The following is a 14,427-nucleotide window of genomic DNA, read 5'->3' on the forward strand; positions in this document are numbered from 1 at the left end:
CGGTGACGGCGCGACCGCGTCGCGTCCGGCCCCGTGCGGGCGGGCTCGCCCGATCGTCGGACGGGGCCGGCGGACCGGCGTCAGATGGACCAGACGAACCCGGTCCGTGGTCTCTATCTTGTGTATCGGGGTGATCGGATATGGCATTATCGCTGACCGCCGACGGATGGCGGCGCAGGAAAAGGTACGACGGCAGCCTGTCTTATCTGGTGCCTGCGCTGGCTCTGGTCGTTATCTTCTTCATCTTGCCGGTTCTCATGCTCCTCCTGCGGAGCGTGCTGGAGCCCGAGCCGGGCTTGCACAATTATGCCACGCTGCTCGGCTCCTCCACCTACCTGCGGATCTTCGTCAATACCTTCGTCGTCGCGGGGCTGGTGACGGTCATCTCCGTCGCGCTGGGTTATCCGGTGGCCTGGCTGCTGGCGATCATGCCGGCGCCGTGGCCGCGTCTCGTGCTGGCCGTCATCATCCTGTCCATGTGGACCAACCTGCTGGCGCGGACCTATGCGTGGATGGTGCTCCTGCAGCGGACGGGCGTCGTCAACAAGACGCTGATGAGCCTCGGCATCGTCGATGCGCCGCTGGCGCTGGTCAACAACCTCGTGGGCGTGACGATCGGCATGACCTACATCATGCTGCCCTTCGTCATCCTGCCGCTGCTCGGCGTGATCCGCGCGATCGATCCCGCCGTCCTTCAGGCGGCGGCCCTGTGCGGCGCCAGCCGCTGGCAAAGCTTCACGCGCGTGCTCCTGCCCCTGTCGCTGCCCGGCGTCGCGGCCGGCGCGCTGATGGTGTTCGTGATGTCGCTGGGCTATTTCGTCACGCCGGCGCTGCTCGGCGGCACCGCCAACATGATGCTGGCGGAACTGGTGGCCCAGTTCGTCCAGTCGCTGGTCAACTGGGGCATGGGCGGGGCGGCGGCGTTCGTGCTGCTGGTGGTGACGCTCGCGCTCTACGTCATCCAGCTCAGGTTCTTCAACACCGGCCGGGCGAGGTAGGACATGCTGCTCGATTTCCGCAAACTGGGGGCATGGCGGTGGTTCCTGATCGGACTGACCGTCGCGGTCTGCCTCTTCCTGCTGGTGCCGATCGTCTTCATCGCGGCGCTGTCCTTCGGCTCGTCGCGCTGGCTGATCTTTCCGCCGCCGTCCTGGACGCTGCGATGGTATCAGGAATTGTTCGCCGATCCCCGCTGGCTGCTTTCGGCGCTGACGAGCCTCAAGATCGCCGTCATCGTCACCGTGCTGTCGGTGATCGTCGGCTTTCTCGCGGCGCTCGGCCTCAATCGCGGCGAGTTCAGGGGCCGCGAGGCGCTGCGGGCGCTTTTCCTGACGCCGATGATCCTGCCGGTCGTCGTGCTGGCCGTCGCTCTCTACGCTCTCTTCCTGAGAATGGGGCTCGCCGGCACGACATTCGCCTTCGTGGTCGCTCATCTGCTCATCGCGCTGCCGTTCTCGATCATCTCGATCGGCAATGCGCTCGAGGGCTTCGACCGTTCCATCGAGGACGCGGCCATCCTGTGCGGCGCGAGCCCGTGGGAAGCGCGTCTGCGGGTGACGGTGCCGGCGATCGGTCACGGCCTGTTCGCCGCCGCCGTCTTCTCCTTCCTGGCCTCGTGGGACGAGGTGGTTCTGGCGATCTTCATGGCGAGCCCCACCTTGCAGACCCTGCCGGTGAAGATCTGGACGACGCTCAGGCAGGATCTCACGCCGGTCATCGCGGCCGTATCCACGCTGCTCATTCTGTTCACCGTCGTTCTGATGATATTCGCGGCGCTGTTCCGCAAAGGGGAAAAAGCATGACCGGGCCGTTTCTCAGCATTCGCGGCATCCGCAAGGTCTACGGCGCGGTGACGGCTGTCGGCAATGTCAGCATGGATATCGGGGAAGGGGAGTTCATGACCTTTCTCGGCCCGTCGGGTTCGGGCAAGTCGACCACGCTCTACATCCTGGCCGGTTTTCAGGACCCGACCGAGGGCGACATTCTGCTCAAGGGGCGCAGCCTGCTTTCCACCCCTTCGCACAAGCGCAACATTGGCATGGTGTTCCAGCGCTACACGCTTTTCCCGCATCTGAGCGTGGGCGAGAATGTCGCCTTCCCGCTGCGCATCCGCCGCCGTCCGAACGCGGAGATCGCCGACAAGGTGAAGGCGGCGCTCGAGCTGGTGCGCCTCGACGGGTATGAGGACCGCATGCCCGCGAACATGTCGGGCGGGCAGCAGCAGCGCGTGGCGCTGGCGCGCGCGCTCGTCTACGAGCCGCCCGTGCTGCTGATGGACGAGCCGCTGTCGGCCCTCGACAAGAAGCTGCGCGACGAAATCCAGTTCGAGATACGCCGGATCCATCAGGAAACGGGCGTCACCATTCTCTATGTCACGCACGATCAGGAAGAGGCGCTGCGGCTGTCCGACAGGATCGCCGTCTTCAGCCAGGGCCGCATCGAGCAGATCGGGACGGGGCGGGAGCTTTATGCCGATCCGGCGACGCGTTTCGTCGCCGGCTTCATCGGCGACAGCAACTTCCTCGACGCCGAGATACTCGCGGTGGAGGGGCGTCTCGCGCAGCTCAGATTGCCCGGCGGGGGCGTCATCGGCGGGATCCCCCTGCACGGAGGCGCGACGTCCGGCAAGGTTTCGCTGATGCTGCGCCCCGAGCGCATCGATCTTGCGGTCGGGGAGGGGCGGGGCACGCTGGACGGCGTGGTGCGCGACGTCACTTTTCTCGGCAACAACATTCATGTACTCGTGGAGCCGCCAGGCGCTTCGGTGATTTCCGTTCGCCTGCCGTTCGGCCATGCCGCGCTATCCGGGATTGTCGCCGGAGCCCCGGTATCGCTCGCTTTCAATCCTGAAAGCACGCATGCATTCTAGAGCAGTTTGCGTTCAAATCGATCCATCGAATTGAATGCAAGTTGCGGTAAAATATAGAACTTAGAGCGGCGTGACGATTCCACTTGAATGCACGCCGCTCTAGCTCATGTCGCAGCTCTATTGAAAATCTCGCATGATATATTCTGTCGATCCCATTGAATTATTGTCGATCGATTGATTTCGTTTGATCGGGAAGCGCTCCGGGCATGAGAGCGAGGGCGGTTCCCGGCGCTTCGTCGCGGATCCGTGAGGGCGGGCCCGCGAACGCGCGAAGGGCGGCATTGCCCCGCGGAACGCATGACAAATCCTGATTCGCCCTCGATTCCCCGGACAGATTCGCCGGAAACGCCGCCGGGAGCGCGGCGATGTCGGTCGCGCGCGTTCCTGTTTGCGCGCCGCCGCGAGACTTCGCGGCCGGTGTATCGGCGTATGTCGATTTGGCGACATATATAGCGTCATTTGTGCAACAGGCGGCTGGAATGATTCCGAATACGCCAGATATGGCGGGGGGCGGTATTGTCTTGAAGCGCGATATGAATCAGGTTGCGGACATGGATCGCGTTCCTCAATTCGGTTCCGTGCAGCGGCAGCGCAATTGAAGACCATCCGGCGAGCTTCGGCTTGCGTGTGAAGCCGCAAGATATGACATTTGGAGATTGATGATTATGAAGATCGCAAAGGGCCTTCTTCTTGGTTCCGTTGCCGGCCTGGTTGCCGTCTCGGGTGTCCGGGCTGCCGACCTGCCTGTCACCAAGGCTGCTCCCGTCGAGTACGTTCGCGTCTGTTCCGCGCACGGCGCCGGCTTCTTCTATGTTCCCGGCTCGGACACCTGCATCAAGCTGGGTGGCCGCGTCCGCGCCGACTACTACTACACCCAGCCGCGTCAGTCGTTCAACTTCGGCGACGTGAACGCCGCCGCCAATTCCGGCCGCTACAAGGACACGATCGGCTGGCGCGCCCGCGCCCGTCTGGATGTCGACACCCGCACGCCGACCGACTTCGGCACGCTGCGCACGTTCTTCCGTTTCCAGATCGACAAGCGCTCGGGCGCTGACGGCACGGGCAACGGCGCTCTCCTCGACAAGGCCTTCATCCAGTGGGCCGGCATCACCGCCGGTTACGCGACCTCGTTCTTCGACTTCTATGCTTCCGACCTGAACTGGGGCGCCATCGTCACCCCCGGCTCGGACTTGACCACGAACCTGCTGGCCTACACCGCCACGTTCGGCTCGGGCTTCTCGGCGACGCTCTCGCTCGAAGACCGCAACAACCGTCAGGTTTCCCCCGCGCTTTACGACGTCGCCGGCCAGCGCGTTCCCGACGTCGTCGCCAACATCCGCGTCGATCAGGACTGGGGTTCCGCCCAGCTCTCCGGTGCCCTGCACCAGCTCAACTCCGGCACCATCTACAACCCGTGGGGCGCCCAGTGGTCCACGCGCGTCGACACGACCTACGGCTGGGCCGTTCAGGGTGGTGTGAAGCTCAAGGTCCCGGCGCTCGGCAAGGGCGACGTCCTGTGGCTGCAGGCCGCCTATGCTGACGGCGCCCTCGGCTACATCGGCCTCACCAACACCACCACGATCGGTCGCTCCGTCAACGTCGCCGCCGATGGTTACATCGTCAACGGCGACATCAAGAAGACCTCGGGCTGGAACATCACGGCTGCCGGCGTCCACTACTGGACCCCGTCCATCCGTTCGACCCTCTGGGGCTCCTACACGGGCGTCGACGTCAACCGTGAAGCTGCGATCAGCACCTACGGCAACCGCAACCTGCGCGACTTCAACGTGTGGCAGGTCGGCTCGGCCCTTATCTGGTCGCCGGTCAGCAAGTTCGACATCGGTGTCGAGGTTCTGTACGGCCGTGTCGAGCGTGACAGCTTCAGCTACTACAACGTGAACACCAACCAGTTCGTCTTCGATCGCGGCCGCAACGAAGACCAGATCCAGACCCGCCTGCGTCTGCAGCGCGACTTCTGATCCCGGTATCGTCCGGCCGGTTCCGCCTCCCGGCGCGGTCGGCCGGACGAATGCGCGAAGACGGGCTTCCCTGTGGTTGCCCTCCATGTTGCCATGCCCGCCGGTCGAAAGCCGGCGGGCATTTTCCGTTTGCGGCGGTGCGGGCGGATGCCGGTTTGCGTGAAGACAATGCATCCAAGACAATGCATCGAAGCAAAAAGATGCAGCATTCGACGTGTTGTTGAAACGCCCCGGCGCTCGAGGATCAGCCGGCCGGTGAGCCGGTCCGGGCGAGACGCGATGTCGTGCGCTCCAGGCGGTGCGCCAGCTCGCGCATGACGGCGATGGCGATCTGCGGGAACTGGTGCAGCAGTTCGAGGAACACGTCCTTGTCGATGCGCAGCACCAGCAGATCCGTGATGGCCACCACGGACGCGGAGCGGGGCGTTTCCGCCAGCACGCCCATTTCCCCGATGAGGTCGTGCGCGCCGAACTCGGCCACTTTCAGCACGCCCGTCGGAGCATCCACCAGGGCATGCGCCTTTCCTTCGAGAATGACATAGGCGGCATCGGACGTATCGCCCCTGTTGAACAGAACCTGCCCGGCGGAGAAGCCGACGCGCTCGCTCGTGAAGGCGAGGAGCTTGAGGCGGCCCTTGTCGAGATCCCGGAACATCGGAACCCGCTGAAGCGCCCGCACTTCCGTTTCAAGATTCATCGTCCGCACTCCGATAGCCGTTCTGCGGGGGGCGCCAGCCTGTCGATCCGCTCCCCGCCTCAAACCTGATCATGCCGCCGGCGGCTGCGGCCCGGGGTGCGCGTCCGGGCGCCGGGTGATCACGGCGCCGTTCTCGAACGCGAACACGGTGTCGAAGGCGTCCAGCCCCGCATCATCGCGCGTGATGATGACGAGACAGCGATTTTGGAACAGTGCGATCAGCTTTCCCAGTATGGTCTCGCAATCGGCGTTCGAAAAGACCGAAAACGCTCCGTCGACGATCATGATTTCCGGCTTCTTGACGATGCAGCGCACCAGATCGACTCCGGTCTGCTGCCGGCGCGTGAGCATGCGTCCGCCCGGCCCGACGTCGAGATCGAGTCCGACGGCGCTGATGGCGGGCCGCAGGTCGAGATCGTTGACGACATCGATGACCACTTTCGCGACCCGCGCGCGCGCATTGGCGATGCGCATGTCGACGCGGCCGAACAGCAGATTGTCGCGCAACACGGCGTTATGGCAGAACGCATCGCGCCGATAGGGTTCAAGATCCCAGCGTCCGTCCGTCCGCGTGATTTCCTCGCGAACGTGCCGGCGGGCCCGCAACAGGCGTTCCCGCATGGCGTCGTCCAGCAGGCCGAGGCGATGGCGCGGCTCGATGTAGTCGAACGACGGGGCCAGCAACCGCTCGCGATCATCCGGGCCGAGGCCGCGCAACCCGCGCCGGGTCCAGCGGCCGAGAGCGCTCTCGAAATCGCTCATTTCGTCGGAGGCCAGAAACGAGAATTGCGAGACCAGCGGGTGATCGGGCGGCAGGTCCGAGAAGATTTCCATCATGGTCGAGGCGATGCGCGCGCCGATGCCGATGAGATCGCCGGTGAGCTGTTCCGCCTCCAGCACTTTCAGAAGCAACGGATTGCGCGCCCGCCCGCGACCGTTGAACAGGGGGTTGCGCGAGGCGCCGAACAGCAGGTTCTCGCCGATGCTGGCGAGATTGGCGTAACGCTCTTCGTCGAAAGTCTCGATGAGATCGCTCATGCCGCAATCGGCGAGCCGCGTGCGCAGGTGGTTGCGCGCCTCCACGAGCTTGTCCGCCAACGCCGGATAGCGCGCGGTATCGACCCAGCCGTTGACGCCGAACTGGAAAACGTCGTCGCCCATCCCCACGAGCGCCAGATTTTCCAGCAGCATCTCGTCGATCTCCTTGTCGGAGAGCATGCCGATGGTGGCGTGGTCGAGCCAGTCGTCAAAAGGGCTGTCCAGCGGATTGCCGGTGCGCAGCGCCTCCCGGATTCGCACCCGTTCGGCCAGAGGGGCGCCTTCCTGCTCGCGGCCGTGCGCCAGCGCGAGCTTGTGTTGCAGCCCGTAGAGAAGGTTCTGGCGCAGGCTGCCGGGAAACAGGCGCGGCTGCGCTCCGGCGCAGGCGATGCGCCTGCCGGTGACTTCTCTCGGCAGGCGCAGGAAATCCTGCCCGGCGATGGTGATATGGCCGCTCACGGGCAGAATGCGCCGCGCCAGCACGTCCGCGATGGCGTGAGGGACGGGGCTGTCGCCGCTGACGAGCGCGACGCGCGCGGGATAGCCCCATGAAAGGGATATGTCGTCGGCGAGGGCGGCGCCGTTCTGGTCCTGCACGCGCAGCTTCTCGATGCTGACCGGCCCGGCCAGATGCGTGCCGTTGATCGCCGGGGAAGGGGCGGGCTCCTCCGGCAGCAGGTGGTCCGGCATGAATTGCTGGATGATCTGATCGTACTTGATCTGCACGTCGAGGCGCTGCTGATCCCAGTCGATCAGCTCCTTGAGCGGCGGCGGCAGGTCGCGGTAGGCGCCGATGACGGCGACGAGCTGGCCGATGTCGAGCCGGCCCGTGAGCGCGAAATAGCCGCCCACGGAATAGAAGAAGAACGGCGTGAGCTGCGACAGGAAATTGTTCAGGAACTTGACCATGAACTTCCATTTGAAGATGCGAAAGCGCAGGTCGAACAGCCGGTAGAGACGCTCGCCGATCTCGGTCTGCTCCCAGCGCGCCGTGCCGTGGCCGTGGACGGCGTCCATGCCCTCCACCACCTCGCCGATTCGCCCGGCGAGAAGGCGGGAGGCGAGCTGGCGCTCCTTGCCGAGCCGCAACTGGATGCGGCGCAGGCGCGGGATGACGATGAACTGGACGCCGACCACCGCCAGCACCACGAGGCCGAGCGGCACGCTCTGCGTCATGATGAACGCCATCGCCGTCATGGCCTGGCTGGCGAGCAGCAGCGGCTGCACGAAGGCGTCGCCGATGAAGCCGCCGATGGGCTCCACCTCGTCCTTGATGATGGTCGCGGTCTCCGACGGCTTCGCCACGCGCAGCGTGTCCGGCGTGAAGCGCAGGATTGTCGCGAAAAGGTCGAAGCGCAGCCGCCGCAGCATGCGTTCGCCGAGCGCCCCCTTGGCGATGTTGATCCAGTACTTGAACCCGCCGTTGATGAAGACGAAGGTCAGGAACAGGAAGGAAAGCCCGAGCAGAAGCCCGATCTGGTCGACGGTGAGGCCTGGAAAGAGCGTCACCGTCCCGCCGCCGAGCAGGGCGGGAAGATCGAAGGAGACGACGAGGAAGGTGGTCGTGGTCGCGCCGTCCCGGAACGCCTCGCCCATGATGGCGTCGTTGACGATCTGCCGCGGAAGGTCGAGAGAGAGATAGTAGAACGGGAGCGACAGGATGACGACGGCGAATATCGCGAGCTGGTCACGTTGCGAATATCGCCAGACGTATCGGAACAATGACCGGTCCAAGACGTTTCTCCCCGATGCACTCTTCCCGCGCCGCGCCGCCGCATCCGTTGCGCAGTATGCTTACCGCGCCTCGCGGCGCAAGCGGCCCTGCCCGTGTTCCGGCGGCGGGCGGGGTTGTTTTTCCCCCGCCGTTCTGGCGTGGGGGAGATTGCCTGAAAGCGCAAATCCGGTCATTCTGGCCGCCGCGTCCGACCGCAGGGCCGGCGGCGTCATCATGGTTACGGGAGGCTGTCCGTGATGGCAGCGGCGAACGACAGGGTATCGGAACCAGCGCGGCCCATGGGCGGCAACGCCGCGAGAGGCATGATGTCGCCGGACAGGGTGATGATCTACAGTCATGACACGTTCGGCCTTGGCCATCTGCGCCGCGCCTGCGCGATCGCCAACGCCATCGTGGCGGACAATCCGGCCGTGTCGGTGCTGATCGTGTCTGGCTCGCCGGTGATCGGCAATTACGAGTTCGATCCCGGCGTCGATTACGTGCGCATTCCCGGCGTGGTCAAACAGCCGGACGGCGATTATCGCAGCCTCAATCTCAACATGGATCTCGACGAGGCGGTGGCGCTACGCGCCGCCATCATCGCGCGGACCGCCGAGGCGTTCCGCCCCGGCCTGTTCATCGTCGACAAGGAGCCGACGGGCTTTCGCGGCGAGGTCATGCCGGCGCTCGAGCTGATGCGCGCCGCCGGCGCGCGCCTCGTGCTCGGCATCCGCGACATTCTCGACGAGCCGGCGCTGCTGGTGCCGGAATGGGCGCGCAAGGGCGCGACGGAGGCGCTGGCCGCCTGCTACGATGAAATCTGGATCTACGGCCTGCCGCAGATCTACGAGCCGCTCGAAGCGCTCGGCCTGTCCGACGAGGTGCGGCGGCGAATCGTCTACACCGGCTATCTGCGCCGCGAGGTGCCGCGCGAATCGCGTCTCGCCCGCTATCCCGAGCTCATCCATGACCGCTTTGTGCTGGTGACGGCCGGCGGCGGCGGCGACGGCGAGGATGTCGTCGACTGGGTGATCTCGGCCTATGAGGCGCCCGACGCGCCGGACATCCCGGCGCTGATCGTGTTCGGCCCCTTCCTCAACCGGGAGCGGCGCGACGGCTTCATGGCGCGCATCGCCCGCATCCCCTGGCTCGACGCGCTGGGCTTCGACGCCAAGCTCGAGGTGCTGATGGACCGGGCCGTCGGCGTCGTGGCCATGGGCGGCTACAACACGTTCTGCGAACTGCTGTCGTTCGACAAGCCGGCGCTGATCGTGCCCCGCACCCGGCCGCGGCTGGAGCAGTACATCCGCGCCGTGCAGGCGGAGCGGCTCGGGCTCGCGCGCATGCTGAGCGAGGAAGGCGGACGCGACCCCGCCCGCATGGCCGCCGCCATCCGTGCGCTGCCGCACCAGCCGCGCCCGTCCGATGTCGTGGTGCCGGGGTTGCTCGACGGGCTCGATGTCATCAAGGGGCGGCTTGCATCTTTCTTCCGGGAAGCGCAACATCCTCAACCGGCACCCATACAGGCGGCGGAATGACAGAGGCTCTATCGACGACCGTGCGGCGCACGAACACGGCTCACAGGCGCATCGCCATGGTGGTGAAGGGCTACCCGCGCCTTTCCGAAACCTTTGTCGCGCAGGAGTTTCTGGCCCTGCAACAGCGTCACCTGCCGTTCGAGATCTGGTCGCTGCGCCACCCCACCGACAAGGCGGTGCATCCGATGCACAAGGCGATCCAGGCGCCCGTGGCCTATCTGCCGGAATATCTGCATCGCGCGCCGCTGCGGGTGCTGCGCGGTTTTCTCGCCAGCCTGCGCCTGCCCGGCTTCCGGGCGGCGCTGCGCCAGTTTTCCCGCGATTTCAGGCGCGATACGACGCTGAGCCGGATTCGCCGGCTCGGACAGGCGTTCGTGATGGCGCGCGAGTTGCCGGACGACATCGGCCATCTGCATGTCCATTTCCTGCATACGCCGGCCTCCGTCGCCCGCTATGCGGCGTTGCTGCGGGGCTTGAGCTGGAGCTTTTCGGCCCATGCCAAGGATATCTGGACAACGCCGGAGTGGGAGAAGCGGGAAAAGCTTGCCGACGCGCTGTGGGGCGTCACCTGCACGCGGGCGGGGCTCGATCATCTGCGCACGCTCGCGCCGCACCGCGACCATGTGGCGCTCGCCTATCACGGGCTCGACCTGTGCCGGTTTCCCGCCCCGCCGGAGCCCTCGCGCCGCGACGGTTCCGATCCCGCCGATCCGGTGCGGATCGTCTCCGTCGGGCGGGCGGTGGCGAAGAAGGGCTTCGATGACCTGTTGTCGGCGCTGGCTGCGCTGCCGGACGGTCTGCACTGGCGCTTCGCGCATGTCGGCGGCGGAAGTCTGCTGGAGGCGCTGAAGGCGCAGGCGCAGCGCGAGGGCATCGCCGACAGGGTGGCGTTTCTGGGGCCGAAGGCGCAGCCCGACGTCATCGCGCTCATGCGCGAGGCGGATCTTTTCGTGCTGCCCTCACGGCAGGGCGAGGCGGGTGATCGCGACGGCCTGCCGAACGTGATCATGGAAGCGGCGAGCCAGGGCCTCGCCATCGTCGCCACCGATTTCGCCGGCATTCCCGAGTTCATCCGCAACGGGCGCGAGGGCGTGCTGGTGCCGCCGGAGCGCTGGGACCTTCTCGCCAACGCCATCAACCTGCTGGCGCGCGATCCCGACCGGCGCGCCGTGCTGGGCTTCGCCGCCTCCGATCGCCTGCGGGAGGATTTCGCGCTCGACGCCGGCATCGACACCATCGAGGCGCGGCTGCGGGCGGCGATCGGCGTCGCCGTTTCCTTCGCGCACACGCAGCGGGACCCCGTGGCGTGACGGCGGCCGCAAGCCCGCCGACGATCGCCTTTTACGCGCCGATGAAGGCCCCCGACCATGCCGTCGCCTCCGGCGACAGGCGCATGGCGCGGCTGCTGTTCGCCGCGCTGGCGCGGGCCGGCTTCCCGCCCCGGCTGGAAAGCCGCTTGCGGGCCTATGAGCCCACCGGCGCCGACGAGGCGCAGGATGCGTTGACCGCGGCGGCGGAAGCGGAGACGGCGCGGCTGCTGGCGCATTACGCGCGGGCGCCGGGCGAGCGGCCGACGCTGTGGTTCACCTATCACAGCTATTACAAGGCGGTCGACCGCATCGGCCCCGCCGTTGCGCGCGCCTTGTCGATTCCCTATTGCATCGCCGAGGCGTCGCACGCGCCCCGGCGCGCCGCCGGTCCTTTCGCGCGCGCCCATGCGGCCAACATGGCGGCGCTCGCGGCGGCGGATGCGCTCTTCGTCATGACCGCCCACGACCGCGCCATGCTGGAAAGGCTGCCGCCCGGAGCGCCTTCCGATCAGACGGACTCATCCGATCGGATCGAAAAATGCTCCGACGGCCCCGCGCTGATCGACCTGCCGCCCTTCATCGACCATCTGCCCGCGACTCCCGCGCCGCGCCCGCCGCGTGCCGTGCCGGCGCTGCTGACGGTGGCGATGATGCGCCCCGGCGACAAGCTGGAGAGCTTTCGCCTGCTTGCGCGCGCCCTCGCGCAGGTGGGCCGGCCGTGGCGGCTGACGGTGGCGGGCGACGGCGAGGCGCGCGCGGAGGTGGAAGCGCTGTTCGCCGGTCTGCCGGGGGAGGTCGCCTTTCCCGGGCTGGTCGACGATCCGGCAGCGCTCGCCGCGCTTTATGTGGAAGCGGATCTGCTGGTGTGGCCCGCCGTCAACGAGGCTTACGGCATGGTGTTTCTGGAGGCGGCCGCGCAGGGGTGCCCGGCGCTCGCGGGCGATCACGGCGGTGTCGCCAGCGTCGTCATCGACGGCGAAACGGGTGTGCTGGTGCCGCCGGGCGATGCGCCGGCCTTCACCGCCGCTTTCGCGCGGGCGTTGAAGTCGCTCATCGACGATCCGGCACGCCGGGCGCGGCTCGGCGCGGGGGCGCGGGCGCTCGTGGCGGGATCGCGCACGCTGGACGGCGCGGCGGCCATCCTGCGGGCGGGTCTGCTGCCGCTCGTCGGGAGCGCGGCGGCATGACGCTGCGGGTGCTTGTCGCGGTGACGCATCTGCTGGGTGTCGGCCATCTGGCGCGCGCGGCCGCCGTGGCGCGCGGTCTGGCGGCGGCGGGGCATGAGGTGACGCTGGTGTCGGGCGGCAGGCCCGCGCCGCTCGTGGCGATGGACGGCGTGCGGCTGGTGCAATTGCCGCCGCTGCATGTCGTCGGCACGGCCTTTTCCGTCTTGCTCGGCGCGGACGGCCGCCCGGCGGGCGACGAGGCGATGCAGGAGCGCCGGCGGCTGATGGCCGACATCGTGGCGACGCGACGGCCGGATGTCGTGATTACCGAGCTGTTTCCGTTCGGCCGGCGGGTGCTGGCGGACGAGTTCCTTGCGTTCGTGGCGGCGGCGCGGGCGCAGCGGCCGGACGTGACCGTGCTGGCGTCGGTCCGCGACGTGCTGGTCGCGCCGTCGAAGCCGGGGCGCGCGGAGGAGGCGCACGCGCGCCTTCTCGCCCATTACGACGGCGTGCTCGTGCATGGCGATCCCGCCGTGCTGCCGCTCGCGCGGTCGTGGCCGGTGACGGCGGAGATCGCGCCGCTGTTGCACTACACGGGTTATGTCGACGATGTCCGGCCGCCGGCCGCCGGCACGGGGGAGGGCGAGGGCGAGATCGTCGTCTCGGGCGGCGGCGGCGCGGCGGCGCTGCCGCTGTTCCAGGCCGCGCTCGGGGCGGCGCGCATCATGCCGGCGCATCGCTGGCGTCTGCTGGTGGGCGGCGGCGTGGCGCGGGACGATTTCGCCGCGCTGGCGGCGAACGCGCCCGCCAATGCGCTGGTGGAGCGCGCGCGCGCCGATTTTCCCGCCCTGCTGGCGCGGGCGGCGCTGTCCGTCAGCCAGGCGGGTTACAACACGCTTGTCGATATCCTGCGCGCGGGCGCGCGGGCGGTGGTCGTGCCGTTCGAGGCGGGACGCGAGACGGAGCAGCGCTTGCGGGCGGAAAGTCTGGCCGCCGCCGGCGCATGGCCGTTCGAGGTGCTGCCGGAAGTGGACCTGTCGGCACGGACGCTGGCGGAAGCGGCGGCGCGGACGCTGGCGCGGGAACGGCCGGCGCGTGCGACGGTCGACCGGGGCGGCGTGGCGGCGAGCGTGCGGCTCGTCGGATATCTTGCCGGCCGCAAGCGCTTTCCGGCCCTCGCACGTGCGCTCGACGCCGTTGCCGAAGCGGGCGGGAAGGTGCGGCTATGGTGGCGCGACGACGACGCCGTGGCACCGACGCCGGCCCTCGACCGGCTGCTGGCCCTCGCGCGGCGGCATGCGCTGCCGGTGGCGGTCGCCGCCATTTCCGCGCGGGCAACAGGGGCGCTGGCGGCGCGGCTCGCGCGTGAGCCGCTGGCTTGCGTGCTCGTGCATGGCCTGGCCCATGCCAATCATGCATCGCCGGCGGAAAAGAAAGCCGAGTTCGGCCCGCACCGGCCGCTTGCCGCGTTGCTCGCCGACGCCGCGCAAGGGCTGGGCCTCGCCCGGCGAACGTTCGGCGACCGGCTGCTGCCCGTTTTCGTGCCGCCATGGAACCGGATCAGCGACGAGCTTGCCGCGCGGCTCGCCACGCTCGGCTTCAGCGGCCTTTCGGCGGCGGGCAGCAGCAGGGCGGGCGTGGCGCGGGCGGCGCACGGACTGATGATCGCCCATACGCATGTCGACCCGATCGACTGGCGCGGCGGCGGCGGTTCCTTGCCCGCCGCCGAGGTCGACCGCCGGGCGGCGGCGGCGGTGCAGGTGCGCAGCCGCGAGGGCGGCGAGATCGTCATCGGGCTGCTGACGCATCATCTCGTTCACGATGAGGCGGTCTGGTCGCTGTGCAACGTGTTGCTCGGGCTGTTGCTGGCGCATCCGGCCGTGGCGCGCGCGGATGCGCGGGAGCTGTTTCCGCAGCCGCCGGCCGAAGGCGCGCAATCGTATTTGTTGCGCCTTTGTGGCCCGGCACTCACTTGACATGATGACGTCATGCTCAAATCAGTATTCAATGGAATGACTGATATTCGTGGTGCGCATGCGGCGCCCGACCGGGCGATTGCCGGCGGGCTGGAGTGAAAGCGTGGCGGAGAGCGAGATTCTGTTTCCGAATACGGTTG

Annotated in this window: 11 protein-coding genes; 9 read left to right on the forward strand and 2 right to left on the reverse strand. The window is 67.7% G+C overall.

All coding sequences use genetic code 11. From position 1 onward, the window contains the following. Positions 1-140 precede the first annotated feature (140 nt). The 5 genes from ACOYJQ_RS06655 (at position 141) to ACOYJQ_RS06675 (ending at position 4,848) form a co-directional block, all read left to right on the forward strand. Positions 141-998 (forward strand): ABC transporter permease, encoded by an 858-nt coding sequence (locus ACOYJQ_RS06655; RefSeq protein WP_433457259.1) that lies wholly within the window; start codon positions 141-143, stop codon positions 996-998. Between the two features lie 3 nt (positions 999-1,001). Further along, positions 1,002-1,802: an ABC transporter permease gene (locus ACOYJQ_RS06660; protein WP_433457261.1), complete on the forward strand. Its 801-nt coding sequence runs from the start codon at positions 1,002-1,004 to the stop codon at positions 1,800-1,802. Then, positions 1,799-2,869: an ABC transporter ATP-binding protein gene (locus tag ACOYJQ_RS06665; protein ID WP_433457262.1), complete on the forward strand. Its 1,071-nt coding sequence runs from the start codon at positions 1,799-1,801 to the stop codon at positions 2,867-2,869. Before ACOYJQ_RS06660 ends, ACOYJQ_RS06665 begins: the two co-directional genes overlap by 4 nt. A 365-nt stretch (positions 2,870-3,234) precedes the next feature. Continuing rightward, a complete protein-coding gene (locus ACOYJQ_RS06670; RefSeq protein ID WP_433457263.1) occupies positions 3,235-3,468 on the forward strand; it encodes a hypothetical protein in 234 nt (77 codons plus the stop codon). A gap of 60 nt (positions 3,469-3,528) precedes the next feature. Next, entirely contained in the window at positions 3,529-4,848 is a 1,320-nt protein-coding gene (locus tag ACOYJQ_RS06675; protein WP_433457490.1) for a porin, read from the forward strand. A gap of 244 nt (positions 4,849-5,092) precedes the next feature. On the opposite strand, the gene ACOYJQ_RS06680 is transcribed toward ACOYJQ_RS06675, so the two are convergent. Continuing rightward, positions 5,093-5,545: a Crp/Fnr family transcriptional regulator gene (locus tag ACOYJQ_RS06680; protein ID WP_433457264.1), complete on the reverse strand. Its 453-nt coding sequence runs from the start codon at positions 5,543-5,545 to the stop codon at positions 5,093-5,095. Between the two features lie 69 nt (positions 5,546-5,614). Continuing rightward, a complete protein-coding gene (locus ACOYJQ_RS06685; protein ID WP_433457265.1) occupies positions 5,615-8,317 on the reverse strand; it encodes an ABC transporter transmembrane domain-containing protein in 2,703 nt (900 codons plus the stop codon). Between the two features lie 237 nt (positions 8,318-8,554). Here ACOYJQ_RS06685 and ACOYJQ_RS06690 point away from each other — a divergent pair, with 237 nt between their 5' ends. From ACOYJQ_RS06690 to ACOYJQ_RS06705, 4 genes are read left to right on the forward strand one after another with little or no spacing between them, the layout of a single operon-like run. Then, positions 8,555-9,835 (forward strand): glycosyltransferase family protein, encoded by a 1,281-nt coding sequence (locus ACOYJQ_RS06690; protein WP_433457266.1) that lies wholly within the window; start codon positions 8,555-8,557, stop codon positions 9,833-9,835. Next, complete coding sequence (locus ACOYJQ_RS06695) at positions 9,832-11,145, forward strand: glycosyltransferase family 4 protein (RefSeq protein ID WP_433457267.1); 1,314 nt, start codon at positions 9,832-9,834, stop codon at positions 11,143-11,145. Before ACOYJQ_RS06690 ends, ACOYJQ_RS06695 begins: the two co-directional genes overlap by 4 nt. Further along, positions 11,142-12,332, forward strand: coding sequence for a glycosyltransferase (locus ACOYJQ_RS06700; RefSeq protein ID WP_433457268.1), 1,191 nt, complete (start codon positions 11,142-11,144; stop codon positions 12,330-12,332). The genes ACOYJQ_RS06695 and ACOYJQ_RS06700 overlap by 4 nt, the downstream gene beginning before the upstream one ends. After that, positions 12,329-14,287 (forward strand): glycosyltransferase, encoded by a 1,959-nt coding sequence (locus ACOYJQ_RS06705; protein WP_433457269.1) that lies wholly within the window; start codon positions 12,329-12,331, stop codon positions 14,285-14,287. Before ACOYJQ_RS06700 ends, ACOYJQ_RS06705 begins: the two co-directional genes overlap by 4 nt. Positions 14,288-14,427 lie beyond the last annotated feature (140 nt).

Origin of the sequence: Pseudochelatococcus sp. (assembly GCF_050946405.1) — a bacterium.
GTDB lineage: Bacteria > Pseudomonadota > Alphaproteobacteria > Rhizobiales > Beijerinckiaceae > Pseudochelatococcus.

Bases quoted from the DNA above. Each gene is read 5' to 3' on its own strand.
- ACOYJQ_RS06655 (WP_433457259.1), top strand. From the start codon at position 141: ATGGCATTATCGCTGACCGCCGACGGATGGCGGCGCAGGAAAAGGTAC.
- ACOYJQ_RS06660 (WP_433457261.1), top strand. From the start codon at position 1,002: ATGCTGCTCGATTTCCGCAAACTGGGGGCATGGCGGTGGTTCCTGATC.
- ACOYJQ_RS06665 (WP_433457262.1), top strand. From the start codon at position 1,799: ATGACCGGGCCGTTTCTCAGCATTCGCGGCATCCGCAAGGTCTACGGC.
- ACOYJQ_RS06670 (WP_433457263.1), top strand. From the start codon at position 3,235: ATGTCGGTCGCGCGCGTTCCTGTTTGCGCGCCGCCGCGAGACTTCGCG.
- ACOYJQ_RS06675 (WP_433457490.1), top strand. From the start codon at position 3,529: ATGATTATGAAGATCGCAAAGGGCCTTCTTCTTGGTTCCGTTGCCGGC.
- ACOYJQ_RS06680 (WP_433457264.1), bottom strand. From the start codon at position 5,545: ATGAATCTTGAAACGGAAGTGCGGGCGCTTCAGCGGGTTCCGATGTTC.
- ACOYJQ_RS06690 (WP_433457266.1), top strand. From the start codon at position 8,555: ATGGCAGCGGCGAACGACAGGGTATCGGAACCAGCGCGGCCCATGGGC.
- ACOYJQ_RS06695 (WP_433457267.1), top strand. From the start codon at position 9,832: ATGACAGAGGCTCTATCGACGACCGTGCGGCGCACGAACACGGCTCAC.
- ACOYJQ_RS06705 (WP_433457269.1), top strand. From the start codon at position 12,329: ATGACGCTGCGGGTGCTTGTCGCGGTGACGCATCTGCTGGGTGTCGGC.